We start from the raw sequence: 20,000 nt of genomic DNA, 5'->3' as shown, positions 1-20,000 counted from the left end.
TTGGTTGGGACCGCGCTCACCCCTGCTTGGCGAAATAGCGCTGGCCATCGGAGGCCAGGCGTCCGAACGCGGCCTTGACCACCGGCGCCAGCCCCTTGAAGGGGATCGCGAACAACGGCTTCGCTTCGATCGCGACGATCCAGGTGAACTGCGTCTGCCCGTTACCCGCGGGTTCGACCAGGTAGTCCTCGGCGAACCGGCGCAGCGACGGAATGCTGGCGTGATCGACGGTGAAGGAGTACCGCCGCCCCTCCTCCCACCGGAAGAACGTCTCGTGCACCCGGACCACACCGGGTGCCAGCGTCACCTCACGGGACGAGCCGACCCCGAACGGCCGCGGCGTCAACCAGTTCACCTCCTTGACCGACGGCCCCCAGGCGGCCAGGGACTCATCGGAGACCAGCGACTCCCACACCTTTTCCGGCGGCGCGGCGAACCGCTTCTGATAGGTGAAGATGTGCGGCGCCGTGGTGAAGAAGTCGGCGTCGGCGGATTCCAGCGTGAACCGGGGCATGGTGCCAGCATGCCGCAGAGCGGCGCTGCGGGATACTCGGATACACGCGCATACCGGAGGGGGACCTATGACCGCGGCGCTCGCCGGCCGCTACGAGCTACGCGGCGTGCTCGGCCGCGGCGGCATGGCCGAGGTGCGCGACGGCTGGGATACCAGGCTGTCGCGTCCGGTCGCGATCAAACTGCTCTATCCGGCCCTGGCCGCCGACGAGTTCACGCGTCGCCGATTCGAGGACGAAGCGCGGGCGGCTGCCGCACTCAACCACCCCAACATCGTCGCGGTTCACGACAGCGGTGAAGACCACGGGACGCCGTACATCGTGATGGAACGGCTGCCCGGGCCCACTCTGGGCGAGGAGATCGCGGCCGGACCACTTTCGGCCGACCGCGTGCGCTGGGTGCTGGCCGACCTCCTCGGCGCGCTGACGGCCGCCCACGGTGCAGGCATCCTGCACCGCGACATCAAGCCCGGCAACGTTCTCATCACCACGTCCGGCACCGCCAAGCTCGCTGACTTCGGTATCGCCAAGACCGCCGGAACCGCCCACACCCACGCCGGAACAGTGTTTGGCACACCGGATTACCTGAGCCCACAACGGATTACCGGGCAACCGGCGTCCGCCTCGGACGATCTGTACTCCGTCGGTGTGCTCGGCTACGAGGCATTGACCGGACGCCGGCCCTTCGCGCGGGACCATCCGATCGCCACCATGCGCGCGGTCGTCGACGAAGCCCCGATGCCAATCGGCGTGCTGCGCCCCGATGTGGAACCCACTCTGGTTCAGGCGCTGGAGCGTGCGATGGCGCGGGACCCGGCCTACCGCTTCGCCGACGCCGCCGCGATGCGGGCGGCATTGCGCACAGCCCCGCCGGCTCCTCCCGCGACCCTGATGCTGCCTGCCCCGGTGCCGCCCCGGCGGTCGCGGGTGCGGGTGATGCTCGCGGGCCTGGCCGTGGTGGCAGCCGTCATCCTCGGGGGCCTCCTGCTGATCGCCGACCCGCCACCGCAGCGCGCGCCGGCCGTGACGCCGGTGACCACCTCTGTCGAGCCGACGGTGCCTGCCGTGACGAGCATCCCGACCTTCACGCCGACGCTGCCCGCTGACCAAGGGGACTGGGGCAACTGGAACGGTCACGGCAATGGGAATGGGAATGGGAATGGGAAGGGCCACGGTAAGAAAGGCCATCCGCATGAGTGAAGGCATCTGACCATGCAAAAAGCAAGGCCCAGACCGGATTTCTCTGGTCTGGGCCTTGCTTGCATTGTCGGGGTGGCGGGATTCGAACCCACGACCTCTTCGTCCCGAACGAAGCACGCTACCAAGCTGCGCCACACCCCGTATGAAGCTCCGACAGCCTATCGCACCGGGTACCTCGAAAGCCAAACGGCCATCTCGGCGCCTGCAGCGCATGGATCTGCGTCGTTTTCTACCTGTGGCTCGTGCTCAATCGTCGCGGATCGCAGCCCAGGTGAAGAAAGCGGCGAGCAGAGGTGAGCAAACGGGCGTCGGGAAGGAATGAGCGTGTCGGTGGTGTTCTACACGATGACATCACCGGAATCGACTGGAGAAATCATGACCGTCCTGGGCGCCACCGTCTACCTGGGGTTCTTCGCGCTGGCAGCGTTTTGGCTGTTCCTGACGGCCGAGACGGATCAGGACCAGCTGCCCGAGCGCTCGAACTCCGAGAGCACCGCCGCGGACTCCGAGGTGTCCAGCCCCTGGGCGCTGAGCCAGTCCGCATCGAAGTAGGTATCCGCGTAGCGGTCACCGCTGTCGGCCAGCAGGGTCACCACCGACCCGCTGCGGCCGTGCGCGATCATCTCGGCCAGCAGACCGAACGCGCCCCACAGATTGGTACCGGTCGAGGGCCCGACCCGACGGCCCAGGACCAGGCCTGCGTGATGTGCCGCGGCCACTGACCCGCAGTCGGGGACGGCAATCATCCGGTCGACCACGCCGGGCAGGAACGACGGCTCCACCCGCGGCCGGCCGATGCCTTCGATGCGTGAGGACGCGCCCGTGACGACGTCATCGCTACCCTGCGCGTAGCCGGGGAAGAACGCCGAATTCTCCGGGTCGACGACACACAACTGCGTGGCGTGCCTGCGGTAGCGGATGTAGCGGCCGATCGTCGCACTGGTGCCGCCGGTGCCGGCCCCCACCACGATCCACTCCGGAACCGGATGTGGTTCGAGACGCATCTGCTCGTAGATGGACTCGGCGATGTTGTTGTTGCCGCGCCAGTCGGTGGCCCGCTCGGCATTGGTGAACTGGTCCAGATAGTGCCCGCCGGTCTCCTCGGCCAACCGTTGGGCCTCGGCATACACCTGCGAGGATTCGGCCACGAAATGGCAACGCCCGCCTTGGGCTTCGATCAACGCGATCTTGGAGCCACTGGTCGAGGCGGGTACCACCGCGATGAAGGGCAGCCCCAGCAGCGCCGCGAAGTAGGCCTCGGACACCGCCGTTGACCCCGAGGACGCCTCGATGACCGTGGTGTCCTCGCCGATCCAGCCGTTGCACAACCCGTACAGGAACAGGGACCGGGCCAGCCGGTGCTTGAGGCTGCCGGTGATGTGGGTGGACTCGTCCTTGAGATACAGCTGCACGTCGACGTCACTGCTCCAGGCCGCAGGCAGCGGGTACCGCAGCAGATGGGTGTCGGCGCTGCGTTTGGAATCGGCCTCGATCAGCCGCACCGCATTGTCGACCCACCGGCGTGGCCGGGGGCGTGCCGCGGTGCAGCCCGGTTGGCTCACCGGGCCGAGACGGCTGGGCTGGATTGCCCGGCCCTGGTCCCGACGTGGCCGCCGCCGGTCGGCGCCGCGACGAGCGTCAACAGGGTGGCTTCGGGACGGCAGCAGAACCGCACCGGCGCGAACGGCGATGTGCCGATACCCGCCGACACGTGCAGCTGCATGTGCGACCCCCACTTCGAGGCGCCCTTGGCCCGGGACCGGTCCAGCTCGCAGTTGGTCACGATGGCCCCGTAGAACGGCAGGCACAGTTGCCCGCCGTGGGTGTGCCCGGCCAGCACCAGCTGATACCCGTCGGCTGCGAAGCGGTCCAACACCCGCGGTTCGGGGGAGTGCGTGAGCCCCAACGTGAGGTTGGCCGCGCCGTTGGCCCGGCCGGCGATGGTGTCGTAGCGGTCGCGTTTGAGGTGCGGATCGTCGACCCCGGCCACCGAGATGTGCAGCCCGGCCACATCGACGTCGCGACGGAGATGGGTCATGTCGAGCCAGCCCCGCTCGGTGAACGCCGCGCGCAGGTCCTGCCACGGCAGCGGCTCACCGTGCGTGCGGTGCTCCGGGTTGGTGACGTAGTTCAGCGGGTTCTTGAGCCGCGGCGCGAAGTAGTCGTTGCTGCCGAACACGAACAACCCGGGGGCGGACAGCAGATCGGTCAGTGACTGCACGACCGCGGGCACAGCTTTGGGGTGGGCCAGGTTGTCACCCGTGTTGACCACCAGGTCGGGCTCAAGGCGGGCCAGGTCACGCAGCCAGGCCTGCTTGCGACGCTGGTTGGGACGCATGTGCAGATCGGACAGGTGCAGCACCCGCAGGGGCGAAGAACCCGGGGCCAGTACGGGCATGGTGGCTTCCCGCAGCACGAACGCGTTGCGTTCGATCACGGACGCATAGCCGATCCCGGCGACCAGCGAACCGGCGGCGACGGCAGCTGCCTTCTTTACTGACATGCCGGCAAGCCTACTGCGAACCGGTCCTCACGGGGGCGGTGGAGGCCCGAGCACCGGAACGGTGATCGGAGGCAGCCCCGGGATCTCGACCACCGTCTGGCCGATCTCGGGCGGCGGGCCGCCCGGCATTGGGAAGGGGAACTCGGGCGGCGGCGGAGCCGGCGGGATCCCGTTGCTGATCTGGATCGTGATGATGGAACCCGGGATCGTCTGCCCGCTGGGCGCGGTGCCGACCACGGTGCCGTAGCGCGAGCTGCTGTTGACCGAGGCGGCGCCGTCGGCCACCTGGAATCCGGACTCCTTGAGCCGCTGGCGGGCGGCCGTCTCATCCAGTCCGTTCACCGTGGGCACCACGGAGCCAGGACCACCGTCCACGTAGCGCGGATCCGTCGGCGGCAGGGCGACCGGACCGAAGTTGTTGGCAATCGGCTTCAGCGCGGTGAACCAGGTGCGGGCCGGCTCGTTACCGCCGAACAGGTTGCCGTCCCCGCACTGGCGCAGCGGAAACGAGCACAGCTCGCCAGGGTTGGGGGAATCGTCGTAGATGTAGTTGGCCGCGGCGTACTGGTTGGTGAAGCCCAGGAAGCCCGACGAGCGGTGCGCCTCGGTGGTGCCGGTCTTGCCCGACATCGGGAGGTCCCAGCCCACTGAACCGGCCGAGCCGGAGGCGGTGCCGCCGGCCTGGTCGTCCTTGCTCATCGCATTGGCCAGCGTGTTGGCCAGACCCTCGGGAACCGCCTGATCGCAGGTCTCGGTGGTCACCGACACCTCCTGACCGCGGCGGTCGAGCACCTGGGCGATCGGGTTGGGCGGGCACCAGGTGCCGCCGGAGGCCAAGGTGGCGGCCACGTTCGACAACTCGAGTGCGTTGACCTCGATGGGGCCCAGCGTGAACGAGCCGATGTTCTGGCGCTTGACGAAGTCGGCCAGGCTCTCGTTGCTGTCGGGGTCGTAGTCGCGGGCGGTGCCGGGCAACGCGTAGGACCGCAGCCCCAGCTTGACCGCCATGTCGACCGACCGCTGGACGCCGATCTGCGAGATCAGCTTGGCGAATGCGGTATTCGGTGAGGTGGCCAGGGCGTCGGTGACACTCATCGAACCCCGGTAACCGCCGGCGTTCTTCACACACCAGGTTTCCTTCGGACAACCCGGGGTATCGCTGCTGCCCAGGCCCTTGGCCTGGAAGAACCCAGGCACCGCCAGTTGGGTGTTGATGCCCATCCCCATGTCCATGGCCGCGGCCGTGGTGAAAATCTTGAAGATTGACCCGGCGCCGTCGCCGACGAGAGAGAAGGGCTGCGGCTGCATGGTCTCACCGGCGTCGGTGTTCAGACCGTAGGTGCGATTGCTGCCCATCGCCAGGACCGGATGAGATTCTTTGCCCGGCTTGATGACGCTCATCACGCTGGCGGTGCCCGGCGCGTCCGGGCGGGCGATGCTGTCGATCGCCGACTTCACCGAGCCCTGCACGTCTGGATCCAGCGTGGTCTTGATGAGATAACCGCCCTTGGCCACCTGTTCCTTGGACAGGCCGGCGCGGGCCAGGTATTCCAGCGCGTAATCGCAGAAGAATGCGCGGTCACCGGCCGCGATGCAGCCACGGGGCAACTCGTTGGGCTGCGGCAGGATGCCCAGCGGCTGCTGCTTGGCGGCCCGCAGCGCGTCGGCCTCCTGCGGGATGTTGTCGATCATGGTGTCCAGCACCAGGTTCCGCCGGGCCAGGGCACCGTCGGGGTTGGTGTAGGGGTTGAGTGCGCTGGTGGACTGCACCATGCCGGCCAAAAGGGCGGACTGCTGCCAGTTCAGCTCCGAGGCGTTGACCCCGAAATAGGTCTGTGCCGCGTCCTGGACGCCGAACGCGCCGTTGCCGAACGAGACCAGGTTGAGATAGCGGGTCAGGATCTCGGGCTTGGTGAAGGTCTTGTCCAGCGTGAGGGCCATCCGGATCTCACGCAGTTTGCGGGCCGGTGTGGTCTCGATCGCGGCGCGACGCTCGGCATCGGTCTGGGCGATCACCAGCAGCTGGTAGTTCTTCACGTACTGCTGCTCGACCGTCGAACCGCCGCGGGTGTCCGAGTCGCCGCGCATATATCCGGTCAGGCCGGTCAGCGTGCCCTGCCAGTCGACGCCGTTGTGTTCGGCGAAGCGCTTGTCCTCGATGGAGACCAGGGCGAGCTTCATCGTGTTGGCGATCTGGTCGCTCGGCACCTCGAAGCGGCGCTGCGAATACAGCCACGCGATGGTGTTGCCCTTGGCGTCGACCATGGTCGAGACCTGCGGAACCTCACCGTCGACCAGGGCGGCCGAGCCATTGGCGACCACGTCGGAGGCCCGGTTGGACATCAGGCCGAATCCCCCCACCAAAGGGAACATGAAGGTGGCCGTCAGCACGCTCGCCAGCAGGCAGCACCAGGCGAGCTTGATGATGGTGACCGCTTGGGGTGGCTGCGCGGGCGGTCGTGTCGGCGGCTCCGGCATGGGTACAGAGTAGCCAGCTCGCCCAGCGGCACTTTCTGAGAGCAGGCCCCGCGGGCACATCCCACTTGCCTGCAGAAACACCTCGGTGCGCACCGGCCCCGGTCAGACGGCACGGCCGTCCCAAAAAAGTGGGTTACAAACTGTTGCGTAAATACCCTCTGACCACCTAGCTTGGACACACAGTGCGATCCAGGTAACACGGGCTGGCGCAATGTGGCGTAGATCGCAATGGCGTTCTGCATCGGAAGGTTCAAAGCCCGCCATCTGGGGAGATGGCTGGAACGAAGGGATCGCTGGTGTCAGGTATACGAACTGTCGCAGACAATATGAACGCTTCCACCCCCGCCACCAACCTGGTCCACCGAGGTGAGGGTGAAGCCCGGATCGCGTGGGTTTCGCAGGCGCGCTGCCGTCAGGCTGACCCGGACGAGCTGTTCGTCCGCGGTGCCGCGCAACGCAAAGCCGCGGTGATCTGCCGGCACTGCCCCGTGATCCTCGAGTGTGGCGCCGACGCGCTGGACAATCGCGTGGAGTTCGGAGTCTGGGGCGGAATGACCGAACGTCAGCGGCGTGCCCTGCTCAAGCAGCATCCCGAAGTCAATTCCTGGGCCGAGTTCTTCGCCGCCCAACGCAAGCATCATCGCAGCGCCGTCTAGCGTCCATGTCCCATCGCGGGCTGATCCGGTCCGTGTGCGTGCCGTGCAGCCGGCGGTAGTGTATTCGGGTGTGGCACAGGGTATTCAGCTGTAGTGAGTAACCCTGCACGCGCTCTTCCGTTGTCGGCGATGATTTCTGGTGCCATTGCCCGCGACGACGGATCCCGGTGACGACGAGACCCTCCCTCGGTGGTGCGGTACCCGCGTGGAGCGGACCCCGGTCTCCCCGCGGCCCTGCCGGTCAGGCGGCGTCAGCCGCCTCTCCGGTGATCTGATCGGCGATCGCACGCAGAGCGTCGAGATCGGACACGTCGAACGGCAGTGATGGCACCCCGACGATCGCCACGTGCGGATTGGCCCCGGTGAACCGGGACAGCAGTCGCACCTCGCGCTTGGCGGTGTGTGCCCGATCGGCGTGGACACGCAGTACCGCCGCGGTCAGCGAGTTCGGATCTTCGGCCGCCAACTCGTCGGCGGCTTCCTCGGCCTTCTCGGCGTGAAGTTCGCACAATGTGGGATGGGTGCGGTTGAGTATCAGACCGGCCAGCGGCATGTGCTCGTTCGACAGCCGGTCGACGAAGAACGAGGCCTCGCGCAGCGCATCGGGCTCGGCCGCCGACACCACCACGAACTGGGTGCCGCGACGCTTGAGCAATTCGTAAGTGCGGTCGGCCTTCTCCCGGAAGCCGCCGAAGGTGGCATCCAGTGATTGCACGAAACCTGCTGCATCGGAGAGCATTTGCGACCCGAGCACGGTGGACAGGGCCTTCATGGCCAGCCCGACGGCGCCGGTGACCAAGCGCCCGATGCCACGCCCCGGCGCCAGCAGCATGCGCCACAGCCGGCTGTCCATGAAGCTGCCCAACCGCTTTGGTGCGTCGAGGAAGTCCAGGGCGTTGCGCGACGGCGGGGTGTCCACCACCACCAGATCCCACTTGTCCTCGGCCAGCAGCTGGCCGAGTTTCTCCATCGCCATGTACTCCTGCGTGCCCGCCAGCGACGTCGCCACGGTTTGGTAGAACTGATTCTCCAGAATGGAGTCGGCGCGATCCGGTCCGGAGTACTGCGTCACCATCTCGTCGAACGTGCGCCGCATGTCCAGCATCATCGCGTGCAGCTCACCGGTCACCTCCGGTGCCAGCGGAACCCGCTGTGGGGTGTTCCCGAGATCCTTGATGCCCAGCGCCTGGGCCAGCCGCTTGGCCGGGTCGATGGTGAGCACCACGACGGTGCGCCCGTACTCGGCCGCCCGCAGTGCCATCGCGGCCGCGGTGGTGGTCTTTCCGACTCCGCCTGCGCCGCAACAGACTATGACGCGGTTTGCGGTGTCGGACAGGATCGTGTGCATGTCAAGGGTGGGCGGTTTGGTGCTCACGGTTATCGGACCCCCTGCTGTTCAAGTGCTTCGGCGAGTTCATACAGGCTGCCCAGGTCGACACCGTCGCCCAGCGCGGGCAGCTCCAGGCGGGGCACGTCGATGGCGTCGAGCAACTCGGCGCTCTCGGCGCGCGCCGAGATCCGGGTGGCGTGCTGGATCGACTCGGTGAGCAGGCCGGCGAAGTCGTTGTCCGCCAACGTGATCCCTGTCTTCTCCAGGCCGGCGCGGACCGCGTCGGCATCGATGTCGCCCTCGGCGGCCTTGGCCAGGTCCTGCGCGGATAGGTATGCCGGGATGTTGCGGTTGACGATGACGCTTCCGATCGGCAGCCCCATCTCGGTGAGCTCGTCGATCGCCTCCAGGGTCTCCTGGATCGGCAGCGCTTCCAGCAACGTCACCAGGTGAATGGCGGTCTGCTCGGAGTGCAGCAGCTTGACCACGCCGTCGGCCTGGGAATGCACAGGCCCGCCCTTGGCCAGGTCGGAGACCGCCTTGGTGACGTCCAGGAACCGCGAGATGCGGCCAGTGGGAGGGGAATCCACCACCACGGCGTCATAGACGCCGCGCTTGCCTTTGGCATCCTTGGCGGTCCGCGTCACGATCTCTTTGATCTTGCCGGTGAGCAGCACGTCACGCAGACCGGGCGCGATGGTGGTGGCGAACTCGATGGCCCCGATGCGGCGCATCGCCCGGCCGGCCAGGCCAAGGTTGTAGAACATGTCGAGGTACTCCAGGAACGCGGCCTCGATGTCGATCGCGAGCGCGTTGACCTGTCCGCCGCCATCGGCCGTGGCGACTTTGACTTCCTCGTATGGCAGCGGCGGCACGTCGAACAGCTGCGCGATGCCCTGGCGCTCCTCGACCTCGACCAGCAGCACCTTGCGGCCGCCGGCCGCCAGGGCCAGGGCCAATGCCGCCGCGACGGTGGATTTGCCGGTGCCACCCTTGCCCGTTACGAAATGAAGCCGGGCCTTGGTCAGCCGGGACGGCCAGCCGACGTGTTTAGCGCCGCTCTCAGTGGTTGCCACCAGTGCATGCTAACCAAGCCTGAGTGTCCGACCGATAAGCTCGGTCCATGAGCGAAGGAACTAGGTGGGCGGCGTGAGCGAAGCGATCAAATGGGAATACGCGACGGTGCCATTGTTGACCCACGCCACCAAACAGATTCTCGACCAGTGGGGACAGGATGGCTGGGAGCTGGTCTCGGTGCTGCCGGGCCCGACCGGCGAGCAGCACGTCGCCTACTTGAAGCGGCCGAAATGACCGTAAGCGCCCGGTTGGCCGAACTCGGTGTCGAACTGCCCGACGTCGTCGCGCCACTGGCCGCCTACGTGCCGGCGGTGCGGACCGGCAACCTGGTCTACACCGCCGGTCAACTGCCGATCAAGGCCGGCGAGCTGTTGGCCACCGGCAAGGTCGGCGCGGAGATCAGCCCGGAGCAGGGCAACGAGCTGGCCCGGGTCTGCGGCCTCAACGCATTGGCCGCCGTGCATGCGCTGGTGGGCATCGACTCCGTCGTCCGAATCGTCAAGGTGACCGGGTTCGTCGCCTCGGCACCCGGATTCAGCGGACAGCCCGGCGTCGTCAACGGCGCCTCCGAACTGTTCGGCGAGATCTTCGGCGAGGCGGGCGCTCATGCGCGTTCGGCCGTCGGCGTGTCGGAACTACCGCGTAATGCGCCGGTCGAAGTCGAGATCATCGTCGAAACAGCGTGACGGCCGCCGCGCACCCGGCCTACGGGCTGTTGCGGCCGGTCACTCCATCGGCCTCGGTGCTGCTGTGCGACAACCCGGGACTGATGACCCTGGAGGGCACCAACACCTGGGTCCTGCGCGGCCCGGGCAGCGACGAGATCGTCATCGTCGACCCCGGTCCCGACGATGAGGCGCACATCGCCCGCATCGCCGAACTGGGCACCGTGGCGTTGGTGTTGATCAGTCACAAGCACGAGGACCACACCGGCGGCATCGACAAGCTCGTGGACCTGACGGGCGCCACCGTCCGCTCGGTCGGCAGTGGCTTCCTGCGAGGCCTCGGCGGCCCGCTGACCGACGGCGAGGTGATCGACGCGGCCGGGCTGCGGATCAAGGTGATGGCCACCCCCGGCCACACCGTCGATTCACTGAGCTTCGTGCTCGACGGCGACAACGGGCAAGGGGCCGTGCTGACCGCCGACACCGTGCTGGGCCGCGGCACCACCGTCATCGACACCGAGGACGGCAGCCTGCGGGACTACCTGGACTCGCTGCAACGGCTGCAGGGCCTCGGCGCCCGCAGGGTGCTTCCCGGGCACGGGCCCGATCTGCCGAACCTTCACGAAGTGACCGCGATGTACCTGGCGCACCGCGAGGAGCGGTTGGACCAGATCCGGGTAGCACTACGGGAACTCGGTGAAGACGCCTCGGCACGTCAGGTCGTCGAGCACGTCTACACCGATGTCGACCAAAAACTCTGGGACGCCGCCGAGAAGAGCGTGCAGGCTCAACTGGATTACCTACGGACCTGACTCAAACGCCGAAACGGCATTCCAGCAGCTGGTTACTCGAACAAATGCTGCTGGAATGCCGTTTCGCGAAGAAGGAAAGCTAGCGCGCGCGGCGCGCCAACCTTTCGCTGTCGCTGATCAGCACGCTCTTGCCCTCCAGCCGGATCCAGCCGCGGTGGGCGAAATCGGCCAGTGCCTTGTTGACGGTCTCGCGGGAAGCGCCGACGAGCTGGGCGATCTCTTCCTGCGTGAGGTCGTGCGTGACGCGCAGCGCCCCGCCCTCCTGGGTTCCGAACCGCTGGGCCAGCTGCAGCAGCTGCTTGGCCACCCGGCCGGGAACGTCCGTGAAGATCAGGTCGGCCAGGTTGTTGTTGGTGCGGCGCAGACGACGCGCGAGCACCCGCAGCAGCTGCTCGGCGATCTCAGGACGGTCGGCGATCCACGCACGCAGTGCGTCGCGATCCATCGACACCGCGCGCACCTCCGTGATGGTGGTGGCGCTCGAGGTACGGGGCCCCGGGTCGAAGATCGACAGCTCACCGAACATGTCCGACGGACCCATGATGGTCAGCAGGTTCTCGCGGCCGTCAGGCGAACGGCGGCCGATCTTCACCTTGCCGGAAATGATGATGTACAGGCGGTCGCCGGGTTCGCCCTCGGCGAAGACGGTGTGCCCGCGCGGGAAGTCGACGGGCTGCAACTGCTTCGTCAGCGCCGAAACGGCGGTCGGTTCGACGCCCTGGAAGATTCCGGCCCTGGCCAGGATCTCGTCCACGTTGCCCCTTAAGCTATTGGGTGTGTTGTCCTCTTACTGATATTTCCTGCTCAGTCTAGAGGTACGCGGTTTCGCGACTAGCCCACGCTACACACGATTGACAGGTCGAGACGCAGGAAACCCGGTATTGATGGTCTGCGGTTCGTAGTACCGCGTCGGCAAACGTTCACTCTCGACGTCGAGGATCACCGGCTTGACCCGCGGGCTGGCCGCCGCCGGGACCGGCTTTCGGTCCAACCCCGATTCCAGCCGCTCGAGCCCGAACGCCGCCAGCATGAGCAACCCCGGGATGAGCGCTACCAGCAACCACGACACAAGGCAGTAGTTAACACGGCGCAGGTCTCAGTGGGGTCACGAATCATCACCGGTCCGCGCAGGAGAATGTCCGGCGAGGTCAGTACGCTGATTGACGTGACTGAGGCTGCCGCCCCAACAGGGAAAACGCGCCGGTCCAAGAAGTGGGACAACGAAACCCACCTGGGCCTGGTTCGTCGGGCTCGACGGATGAATCGTGAACTCGCTCGGGCATTTCCACATGTGTACTGCGAGTTGGACTTCACCAATCCGCTGGAGCTGGCGGTCGCGACGATCTTGTCGGCGCAGAGCACCGACAAACGGGTGAACCTGACGACGCCGGCGTTGTTCCTCAAATACCGCACGGCGCTGGACTACGCGCAGGCCGATCGCACCGAGATGGAGGAGCTGATCCGGCCGACCGGGTTCTACCGGAACAAGACCAACTCGCTGATCCGGCTGGGCCAGGAGCTGGTGGCCCGGTTCGACGGCGAGGTGCCCGACAACATCGAGGACCTTGTGACCCTCCCCGGGGTGGGGCGCAAGACCGCCAACGTCATCCTGGGTAACGCCTTCGACATCCCCGGGATCACGGTCGACACCCACTTCGGGCGGCTGGTGCGACGCTGGCACTGGACCACTGAGGAAGACCCGGTCAAGGTGGAGTTCGCGATCGGTGAGCTCATCGAACGCAAGGAATGGACCCTGCTCAGCCACCGGGTGATCTTCCACGGCCGCCGGGTCTGCCACGCTCGCAAGCCGGCGTGCGGAGTGTGCGTCCTGGCCAAGGACTGCCCGTCGTTCGGGCTGGGGCCCACCGATCCGCCCACCGCTGCTGCGCTGGTCAAAGGTCCCGAGACCGAGCATCTGCTGGCGCTTGCCGGGCTGTGAACACACGATGAGTCGATCGGCCCGCTGGACCGTGGTGGTGCTGGTGATCCTGGTGGCGCTGGGCGCCGCGTTCTGGATGGAATTGCGCGACGAGCCGGCACCGCAGGCTGGGGCGGGGCAACAATCCACGTCCCGTGACCACCGCGATGCCGATACGCCCGAGGCCCTGGCCGGCCCGCGTGCCCGTGCGGACCTGCCGCCGTGCCCCGGCCCCGGGAACGGGGTTGATTCCGAGGCGCTGCGCGGCATCACCCTGGAGTGCGCCGGCGACGGGAAGCCCGTGGACGTGGCCCGCGCGCTGGCCGGCCGGACCGTGGTGCTCAACCTCTGGGCGTACTGGTGCGGGCCATGCGCCGACGAGCTGCCGGCGATGGCCGAATACCAGCGCCGAGTCGGCGATGACGTACTGGTCGTGACCGTGCACCAGGACGAGAACGAGACGGCGGCGCTGGTGCGTCTGGCCGAACTTGGAGTGCGTCTGCCGACCCTGCAGGACGGCAGAAGACTGGTGGCGGCGGCGCTCAAGGTGCCCAACGTCATGCCTGCGACGGTGGTGCTGCGCGCGGACGGTAGCGTGGCCGGGACCCTACCCCGATCCTTCGTGAGCGCCGACGAGATCGCGGCTGCGGTCGACGAGAAGATCCGCTCTAGCCGATAGGAGCACCCGGGGTGAGATCGACGCGCGATGGGCTGTTCCCGGGTGCCGCCCCGGCCTGGCTCAAACCGCTGGTGGAAAACCTCGACCAGGTGCCGGACGCCTACCGTCGACGGGTTCCCCCGGACGTGCTGGCGGGCATCGTCGAAGCCAACAATCAAGCCGCCCAGGCCGGTGCGCGGCGCGACGCCGCAGTACTGGTGCTGTTCTCCGGTCCGGCCGAGGGCACACCTCCGCTCCTTCCCGAAGACGCCGACCTGCTGGTGACGGTCCGTGCCTCGACTCTGCGCCACCACGCCGGCCAGGCCGCGTTCCCTGGCGGGGCCACCGATCCCGGCGACCAGGGACCGGTGGGCACCGCCTTCCGTGAGGCCGCCGAAGAGACGGGCATCGATACCAGCCGGCTGGCCCCGTTGGCGACGCTGGAGAAGATGTTCATCCCGCCGTCCGGGTTCCACGTGGTCCCGGTGCTGGCCTACTCGCCCGACCCGGGACCCGTCGCCGTGGTCGACGAATCCGAGACCGCCGTCGTCGCGCGGGTTCCGGTGCGCGCCTTCATCAACCCGGAGAACCGGCTCATGGTGTACCGGGAGGCCAACACCAGCCGGTTCGCCGGGCCGGCATTCCTCCTCAACGAGATGCTGGTGTGGGGTTTCACCGGCCAGGTCATCTCGGCGATCCTCGATGTCGCCGGCTGGGCCAAACCCTGGAACACCGACGACGTCCGTGAACTCGATGACGCAATGGCCCTTGTCGGGCATGACAACGGTTACGGTGAAGCCCAATGTTGAAGTGGATATAGATGACACCTTCGGTCTGGCTCGATTTCGCCATCCTCGGCATCGGGTTCGTCGCAGCCATCTCCGGGTGGCGTTCCGGCGCGCTCGGCTCCCTGCTGTCGTTCATCGGCGTGGTGCTCGGTGCGGTGGCGGGGGTGCTGTTGGCGCCGCACGTGATTCCGCACGTCAGCGGTGACCGCACCAAGCTGTTCGCCACGCTGTTCCTCATCCTCGCGCTCGTCGTGATCGGTGAGATCGCCGGTGTGGTGCTGGGCCGTGCCGTGCGCGGCACCATCCGGAACCCCGTGTTCCGGGTGTTGGACTCAGCGGTCGGCGTGAGCCTGATGCTGGTCGCGGTCCTCGTTGCGTCCTGGTTGCTGGGCAGCCTGCTGACTTCCTCGGACCAGCCGAATCTGGCTGCGGCCGTGAAGAATTCGCGGGTACTCAGCGAGGTCGACAAGGTGGCGCCGGACTGGCTGCGCTCGGTGCCGAACCGATTGTCGGCGCTGTTGGACACCTCCGGGCTGCCCGATGTGCTCGAACCGTTCGGCCGGACCCCGATCGTCAACGTCGACGCCCCGGACGCATCGCTGGCCACCGATCCTGTGGTGACGACCTCCCGGGCCAGCGTGGTGAAGATCCGCGGTGTCGCGCCGAGTTGCCAGAAAGTGCTCGAGGGCAGCGGATTCGTGGTCGCCCCCAACCGGGTGATGTCCAACGCCCACGTGGTCGCCGGTGCCGACAGCGTCACCATCGAGGCTGACGGCAAGACCTACGACGCGGGCGTGGTGTCGTATGACCCCAACGCCGACATCTCCATCCTCGACGTCCCGGATCTGCCGATCACCCCGCTGCAGTTCGCCGAACAACCGGCCCCGAAAGGCACCGACGCCGTGGTGATGGGCTACCCGGGCGGCGGCGACTTCCTGGCCACCCCGGCCCGCGTGCGCGAGATCATCGAGCTCAACGGGCCCGACATCTACCGCACCACCACCGTCACCCGTGAGGTTTACACGGTCAGGGGCACGGTGCGGCAAGGTAATTCGGGCGGACCGATGATCAACCGGGCAGGCAAGGTGCTGGGTGTGGTGTTCGGTGCGGCAGTCGACGACGTCGACACCGGGTTTGTACTGACCGCCAAGGAAGTCGAGCATCAGCTGGCCAAGATCGGCAACACCCAGCGCGTCGCGACCGGAACCTGCATCAACTCCTGATCAGTTGGCGTGCAGCTGGGTCAGGAACCGGTTCAGCTGCACGTTGACCGCCTCAGGCTGTTCTTCGTGGCCGAAATGCCCTGCGCCCGTGATCGATACGTACCGCCCATGCGGCGCATAGTGCTGGGTTCGGTGCACCGGGTCGGCCAGCACATACGGGTCGGCGTCACCGCGCATGTGCAGCACCGGCACGTTGATCGGACGTTTCATCGAGCGCATGAACCGCCGGCCCTCCCCGCGCAGTTGGCTGCGCACCGCCCACCTCTGGTACTCCAGTGCGCAGTGCGCCGCCCCCGGGATCTGGATGGCCTGACGAAGGTGGCCGATGGTGCGGGAAAAGTCTTGGCTGGTCTGCCATTCGGCCCCGGCCCGGCTGCGGACCAGGCGCTCCAGCTCGGCGCCGTCGTGGCGGGTGAGCGTCTGTTCGGGCCACGCCGGCAATTGGTAGCGCAGCATCGTGGGCAACAGTGCGCGGCCCTGGTCCCGACGCGTCAGTGTGGACCTCCGCAGCGCCACCGGGTGCGGTGAGCTGACGAGTGCGATCGCGTTGACCGCACGCGGATGCAGCACCGCGGTCGCCCAGCACACCAGCCCACCGTCGGCGTGCCCGACCAGCGTCGCGGTCTTGTGCCCCAGCGCGCGCACCAGCCCGGCGGTGTCCCCGGCCAGGGTCCAGCCGTCGTAACCGCGAGGCGGTTTGTCACTGTCGCCGTAGCCGCGCAGGTCGACCGCCACCACACGTGCGTCGGTCAGTCCGGTGAGTTGGTGACGCCACGACCACCAGAACGAGCCGAACCCGTGCAGGAGGATGACCAGCGGCCGCTCCGGCTGCGAGCTCTCGCCCTCCACGACATGGAACCGAATGCCGTTGGCATGCACCTGCAGATGCCGCCATGGCCCCTCGATCCTGGCGATCGACGGGGCGGGTGGAGGCATTACCAGCCTGACGGGTCGGTGCCCGACTTGGCCTGGATAGCGGGCGGCTCGGCCTTGTCGTGGCCGGGCGTCAGTGCCTCTCGCGTCTCCTTGACCGATTCGATGGTCTGCTGCGGACCCTTGATCCGTCGAACCTTCAGGAAGCCGAACAACGCGAGCGCACCGGTGGTCAGCACCATCAGGCCGAACACGATCAGGAAAGCCACCCAGCGCCACAGCCAGGTGTCGAGCAACTCGGCCAGGAAGAAGAAGAAAAAGAAGGTCGAGTAGAACAGCACCACCAGCGCGGCGATGAAGAACACGCTGCCGGTCAGGCCCTTCTTCACATCCCGGGTGATCTCGGCCTTGGCCAGCTCCACCTCGGCGCGCAGCAGCGTGGAGACCTGCGCGGTGGCGTCCTTGACCAGGTCGCCGATCGAGGGGTCCGGTTTGGGGGCATGCGGGTCGACGAGCGGAATCGAGGTCACCGTCGTCGGAACGCCGTCCCTGCGGTCGCCTGTGCTCATGGCGTTCATGTTGCCATGCGGCGAAGCCGTTAACGATCCCGGCCGACATCGGGGTCTTAGTAGACTGACCCCATTCTTGAGTTGCGCGGGTCGGGCGGGTCGATCGGAGGACACTTGACGAGCAGACACCGCTGGCAGTTGCACATTGGTGCCTCGATCATCGCGATTTTTGCGATGCTGACTGCGGCCCCGGCACATGCTGATCCGCCGGTGGTGCTGGGTGGCGGCTCGGGAATCGTGGTCAACGGCGACGCGTTCTGCACGCTCACAACGATCGGGCACGACAACGCCGGCCGGCTCATCGGCTTCACTTCGGCACACTGCGGCGGGCCGGGTGCCACTGTGTCGGCCGAAGGCGCCGACAGCGCCGGAGTAGTGGGCACGATGGTTGCCGGCAATGACGGGCTGGACTACGCCGTCATCCAGTTCGACCCGGCCAAGGTGACGCCGACCGCCAACGTCAACGGTTTCCAGATCGACGGCCTCGGACCGGACCCGGCGTTCGGTGAAGTGGCCTGCAAGCTCGGCCGGACTACCGGCTATTCGTGTGGCGTCACCTGGGGCCCGGGCAAGGACCCGGGCACCATCGTCAACCAGGTGTGCGGCCAGCCCGGAGACTCGGGCGCGCCCGTCACGGTCAACAACCGGCTGGTCGGCATGATCCACGGCGCCTACAGCGAGGATTTGCCGACCTGCGTGGTGAAGTTCGTGCCCCTACACACGCCGGCGGTGACGATGTCGTTCAACACGCAGCTGGCGGACATCACCGCCAAAAACCGACCGGGAACGGGTTTCGTCCCGATCGGTTAACCGCGAGCGGAACTACTTGCCGGCGCGGATCGCCTCGAACACGCTCGGGTCGACCAGGGTTGAGGTGTCACCGAGTTCGCGGCCCTCGGCCACGTCGCGCAGCAACCGGCGCATGATCTTGCCGCTGCGGGTCTTGGGCAGCTCGGGCACGACGTGGATCTCCCGGGGCTTGGCGATCGGGGAGATCTCGGTGGCCACCTGCGCGCGCAGCTCTTCGATCATGCTGTCGGCACCACCGTGCGCGGACGCCTTGAGGATGACGAACGCGCAGATCGCCTGACCCGTGGTGTCGTCGGATGCGCCGACCACGGCGGCCTCGGCCACTCCGGAATGGCCGACCAGGGCCGACTCCACCTCGGCGGTCGAGATGCGGTGCCCGGAGATGTTCATGACGTCGTCGATGCGGCCCAGCACCCAGATATTGCCGTCGGCGTCGTAGCGGGCGCCGTCACCGGCGAAATACCAGCCCTGCTCGGCGAAGCGCGACCAGTAGGTGTCCTTGAACCGCTGCGGGTCGCCCCAGATGCCGCGCAGCATCGCCGGCCACGGTTGGTCCAGCACCAGGTAGCCGGTGACGTGCTCGGCTTCGTCGGCGCCGGGCACCAGCTCATTGCCGGAGTCGTCGACGATCTTGGCCGAGATGCCGGGCAGCGGGGTCATGGCCGAGCCGGGTTTGGCCGCGGTGACACCGGGCAGCGGCGAGATCATGATCGCCCCGGTCTCGGTCTGCCACCAGGTGTCGACGATCGGGGTCTTGTTGGCGCCGATGACTTCCCGGTACCAGCGCCAAGCCTCGGGGTTGATCGGCTCGCCCACTGAACCCAACAGCCGCAGGCTCGACAGATTGTGCTCCGCCGGGATCTGGCGACCCAGCTTCATGAAGGTACGGATCAGTGTGGGAGCGGTGTAATATATTGTGACGCCGTACTTTTCGATGATCTCGAAGTGACGGTGCTCGGTCGGCGAGGTCGGGGTGCCCTCGTAGACCACCTGGGTGGCGCCGTTGGCCAGCGGGCCGTAGACGATGTAGGTGTGCCCGGTCACCCAGCCGATGTCGGCGGTGCACCAGTACACGTCGGTCTCGGGCTTGAGGTCGAAGACGTTGTAATGCGTGTAGGCCGCCTGGGTGAGGTAGCCGCCCGAGGTGTGCACGATGCCCTTGGGCTTGCCGGTCGTACCGGAGGTGTACAGCAGGAACAGCGGCTGCTCGGAGTCGAAGGCTTCCGGGGTGTGCTCGGTCGAGGCCGGTTCCACGGTCTCGTGCCACCACAAATCGCGACCCTCGGTCCAGTTCACGTCGATGCCGGTGCGCCGGACCACCAGGACATGCTCGACTGACGGCTGATCGGAGACGGCTTCGTCGACGGCGTCCTTCAGTGAGGCGGCCTTGCCGCGCCGGTACTGGCCGTCGGTGGTGATGACGAGCTTGGCCTCGGCGTCCTCGACGCGTGCCCGCAGCGCCGACGCCGAGAACCCGGCGAACACGACGCTGTGCATGGCTCCCAGGCGCGCGCACGCCAGCATCGCCACGATCGCCTCGGGGACCATCGGCATGTAGATGGCGACCCGGTCGCCGGCAGTCAGGCCGAGGGCGGCCAGCGCATTGGCGGCTTGGGAGACTTCGTCTTTGAGCTGGGCGTAGGTGATGTCGCGGGCGTCCCCGACGGGCTCACCTTCCCAGTGGATCGCGACCCGGTCCCCGTTGCCCGCCTCGACGTGCCGGTCCACGCAGTTGTAGGCCACGTTGACCTTACCGCCGACGAACCACTTCGCGAACGGAGCCTGCGACCAGTCCAGCACCTCGCTGAACGGGGTCTGCCAGCTCAGCCGATCGGCCTGGGCAGCCCAGAATGCCAGCCGGTCGTTTTCGGCCTCGGCGTACAACTCGCCCGTCGCGTTGGCATTGGCCGCGAAATCGGCAGGCGGCG

At 67.2% G+C, this 20,000-nt stretch carries 21 protein-coding genes and 1 tRNA gene; 10 read left to right on the top strand and 12 right to left on the bottom strand.

All coding sequences use genetic code 11. The annotated features are described in order from the left end of the window. Positions 1–16 precede the first annotated feature (16 nt). Entirely contained in the window at positions 17–514 is a 498-nt protein-coding gene (locus HBE63_RS23080; protein ID WP_166906816.1) for an SRPBCC family protein, read from the bottom strand. 67 nt (positions 515–581) lie between these two features. Here HBE63_RS23080 and HBE63_RS23075 point away from each other — a divergent pair, with 67 nt between their 5' ends. Continuing rightward, positions 582–1,712 (top strand): serine/threonine-protein kinase, encoded by a 1,131-nt coding sequence (locus HBE63_RS23075; protein WP_166906815.1) that lies wholly within the window; start codon positions 582–584, stop codon positions 1,710–1,712. A gap of 67 nt (positions 1,713–1,779) precedes the next feature. Here HBE63_RS23075 and HBE63_RS23070 read toward each other — a convergent pair. From HBE63_RS23070 to ponA2, 4 genes are all read right to left on the bottom strand, one after another. Continuing rightward, a tRNA-Pro gene (locus tag HBE63_RS23070) sits at positions 1,780–1,853 on the bottom strand. Positions 1,854–2,167: 314 nt separating this feature from the next. Beyond that, positions 2,168–3,274 (bottom strand): PLP-dependent cysteine synthase family protein, encoded by a 1,107-nt coding sequence (locus HBE63_RS23065; RefSeq protein ID WP_208301191.1) that lies wholly within the window; start codon positions 3,272–3,274, stop codon positions 2,168–2,170. Then, on the bottom strand, positions 3,271–4,215 hold the full coding sequence (locus tag HBE63_RS23060; RefSeq protein WP_166906814.1) for a metallophosphoesterase: 945 nt from the start codon (positions 4,213–4,215) through the stop codon (positions 3,271–3,273). The genes HBE63_RS23065 and HBE63_RS23060 overlap by 4 nt, the downstream gene beginning before the upstream one ends. Before the next feature lie 27 nt (positions 4,216–4,242). Beyond that, positions 4,243–6,693: a transglycosylase/D,D-transpeptidase PonA2 gene (gene ponA2 / locus HBE63_RS23055; RefSeq protein ID WP_166906813.1), complete on the bottom strand. Its 2,451-nt coding sequence runs from the start codon at positions 6,691–6,693 to the stop codon at positions 4,243–4,245. 326 nt (positions 6,694–7,019) lie between these two features. Between ponA2 and HBE63_RS23050 the strand changes: the two genes are divergently transcribed. Next, entirely contained in the window at positions 7,020–7,349 is a 330-nt protein-coding gene (locus HBE63_RS23050) for a WhiB family transcriptional regulator (RefSeq protein ID WP_166906812.1), read from the top strand. Between the two features lie 241 nt (positions 7,350–7,590). On the opposite strand, the gene HBE63_RS23045 is transcribed toward HBE63_RS23050, so the two are convergent. Both HBE63_RS23045 and HBE63_RS23040 read right to left on the bottom strand, forming a co-directional pair. Then, positions 7,591–8,724, bottom strand: a complete 1,134-nt coding sequence (locus HBE63_RS23045) for an ArsA family ATPase (RefSeq protein ID WP_166906811.1) — start codon at positions 8,722–8,724, stop codon at positions 7,591–7,593. Between the two features lie 2 nt (positions 8,725–8,726). After that, complete coding sequence (locus HBE63_RS23040) at positions 8,727–9,758, bottom strand: ArsA family ATPase (RefSeq protein ID WP_166910103.1); 1,032 nt, start codon at positions 9,756–9,758, stop codon at positions 8,727–8,729. Between the two features lie 70 nt (positions 9,759–9,828). Here HBE63_RS23040 and HBE63_RS23035 point away from each other — a divergent pair, with 70 nt between their 5' ends. Genes HBE63_RS23035 through HBE63_RS23025 form a run of 3 tightly spaced genes read left to right on the top strand, consistent with a single transcriptional unit; the run spans position 9,829 to position 11,233 of the window. Continuing rightward, positions 9,829–9,990 (top strand): DUF4177 domain-containing protein, encoded by a 162-nt coding sequence (locus HBE63_RS23035; protein ID WP_155946634.1) that lies wholly within the window; start codon positions 9,829–9,831, stop codon positions 9,988–9,990. Continuing rightward, the gene (locus HBE63_RS23030; RefSeq protein ID WP_166906810.1) at positions 9,987–10,442 is read left to right on the top strand and encodes a RidA family protein; all 456 of its coding nucleotides are present in this window, start codon (positions 9,987–9,989) and stop codon (positions 10,440–10,442) included. Before HBE63_RS23035 ends, HBE63_RS23030 begins: the two co-directional genes overlap by 4 nt. After that, positions 10,439–11,233 (top strand): MBL fold metallo-hydrolase, encoded by a 795-nt coding sequence (locus HBE63_RS23025; protein ID WP_166906809.1) that lies wholly within the window; start codon positions 10,439–10,441, stop codon positions 11,231–11,233. Before HBE63_RS23030 ends, HBE63_RS23025 begins: the two co-directional genes overlap by 4 nt. A 79-nt stretch (positions 11,234–11,312) precedes the next feature. Here the strand turns inward: HBE63_RS23025 and crp are convergent, their stop codons facing one another. Together crp and HBE63_RS23015 are read right to left on the bottom strand one after the other, a co-directional pair. Continuing rightward, a complete protein-coding gene (crp, locus tag HBE63_RS23020; RefSeq protein ID WP_003883807.1) occupies positions 11,313–11,987 on the bottom strand; it encodes a cAMP-activated global transcriptional regulator CRP in 675 nt (224 codons plus the stop codon). A gap of 87 nt (positions 11,988–12,074) precedes the next feature. Further along, the gene (locus HBE63_RS23015; RefSeq protein ID WP_166906808.1) at positions 12,075–12,302 is read right to left on the bottom strand and encodes a hypothetical protein; all 228 of its coding nucleotides are present in this window, start codon (positions 12,300–12,302) and stop codon (positions 12,075–12,077) included. Between the two features lie 189 nt (positions 12,303–12,491). Here HBE63_RS23015 and nth point away from each other — a divergent pair, with 189 nt between their 5' ends. From nth to marP, 4 genes are read left to right on the top strand one after another with little or no spacing between them, the layout of a single operon-like run. Then, positions 12,492–13,172, top strand: a complete 681-nt coding sequence (gene nth / locus HBE63_RS23010; protein ID WP_166910101.1) for an endonuclease III — start codon at positions 12,492–12,494, stop codon at positions 13,170–13,172. Positions 13,173–13,179: 7 nt separating this feature from the next. Next, positions 13,180–13,830: a TlpA disulfide reductase family protein gene (locus HBE63_RS23005; RefSeq protein ID WP_166906807.1), complete on the top strand. Its 651-nt coding sequence runs from the start codon at positions 13,180–13,182 to the stop codon at positions 13,828–13,830. 11 nt (positions 13,831–13,841) lie between these two features. Beyond that, positions 13,842–14,618 (top strand): CoA pyrophosphatase, encoded by a 777-nt coding sequence (locus tag HBE63_RS23000; RefSeq protein ID WP_166906806.1) that lies wholly within the window; start codon positions 13,842–13,844, stop codon positions 14,616–14,618. A gap of 11 nt (positions 14,619–14,629) precedes the next feature. Then, on the top strand, positions 14,630–15,820 hold the full coding sequence (gene marP, locus HBE63_RS22995) for an acid resistance serine protease MarP (protein WP_166906805.1): 1,191 nt from the start codon (positions 14,630–14,632) through the stop codon (positions 15,818–15,820). Here marP and HBE63_RS22990 read toward each other — a convergent pair whose 3' ends face one another. Together HBE63_RS22990 and HBE63_RS22985 are read right to left on the bottom strand one after the other, a co-directional pair. Continuing rightward, the gene (locus HBE63_RS22990) at positions 15,821–16,756 is read right to left on the bottom strand and encodes an alpha/beta fold hydrolase (RefSeq protein WP_166906804.1); all 936 of its coding nucleotides are present in this window, start codon (positions 16,754–16,756) and stop codon (positions 15,821–15,823) included. It lies immediately after the preceding gene. After that, a complete protein-coding gene (locus HBE63_RS22985; protein WP_166906803.1) occupies positions 16,756–17,262 on the bottom strand; it encodes a phage holin family protein in 507 nt (168 codons plus the stop codon). The genes HBE63_RS22990 and HBE63_RS22985 overlap by 1 nt, the downstream gene beginning before the upstream one ends. A gap of 174 nt (positions 17,263–17,436) precedes the next feature. Here HBE63_RS22985 and HBE63_RS22980 point away from each other — a divergent pair, with 174 nt between their 5' ends. After that, on the top strand, positions 17,437–18,072 hold the full coding sequence (locus HBE63_RS22980) for a S1 family peptidase (RefSeq protein WP_243858769.1): 636 nt from the start codon (positions 17,437–17,439) through the stop codon (positions 18,070–18,072). Between the two features lie 12 nt (positions 18,073–18,084). Here HBE63_RS22980 and acs read toward each other — a convergent pair. Next, positions 18,085–20,000 (bottom strand): acetate--CoA ligase (gene acs, locus HBE63_RS22975; RefSeq protein ID WP_166906801.1); only part of this gene is annotated, 1,916 nt, incomplete at its 5' end.

The organism is Mycobacterium sp. DL440 (assembly GCF_011745145.1).
GTDB lineage: Bacteria > Actinomycetota > Actinomycetes > Mycobacteriales > Mycobacteriaceae > Mycobacterium.
The sequence above is the reverse complement of the archived record's forward strand: the minus strand, read 5'-3'. Positions and strand labels throughout refer to the sequence as shown.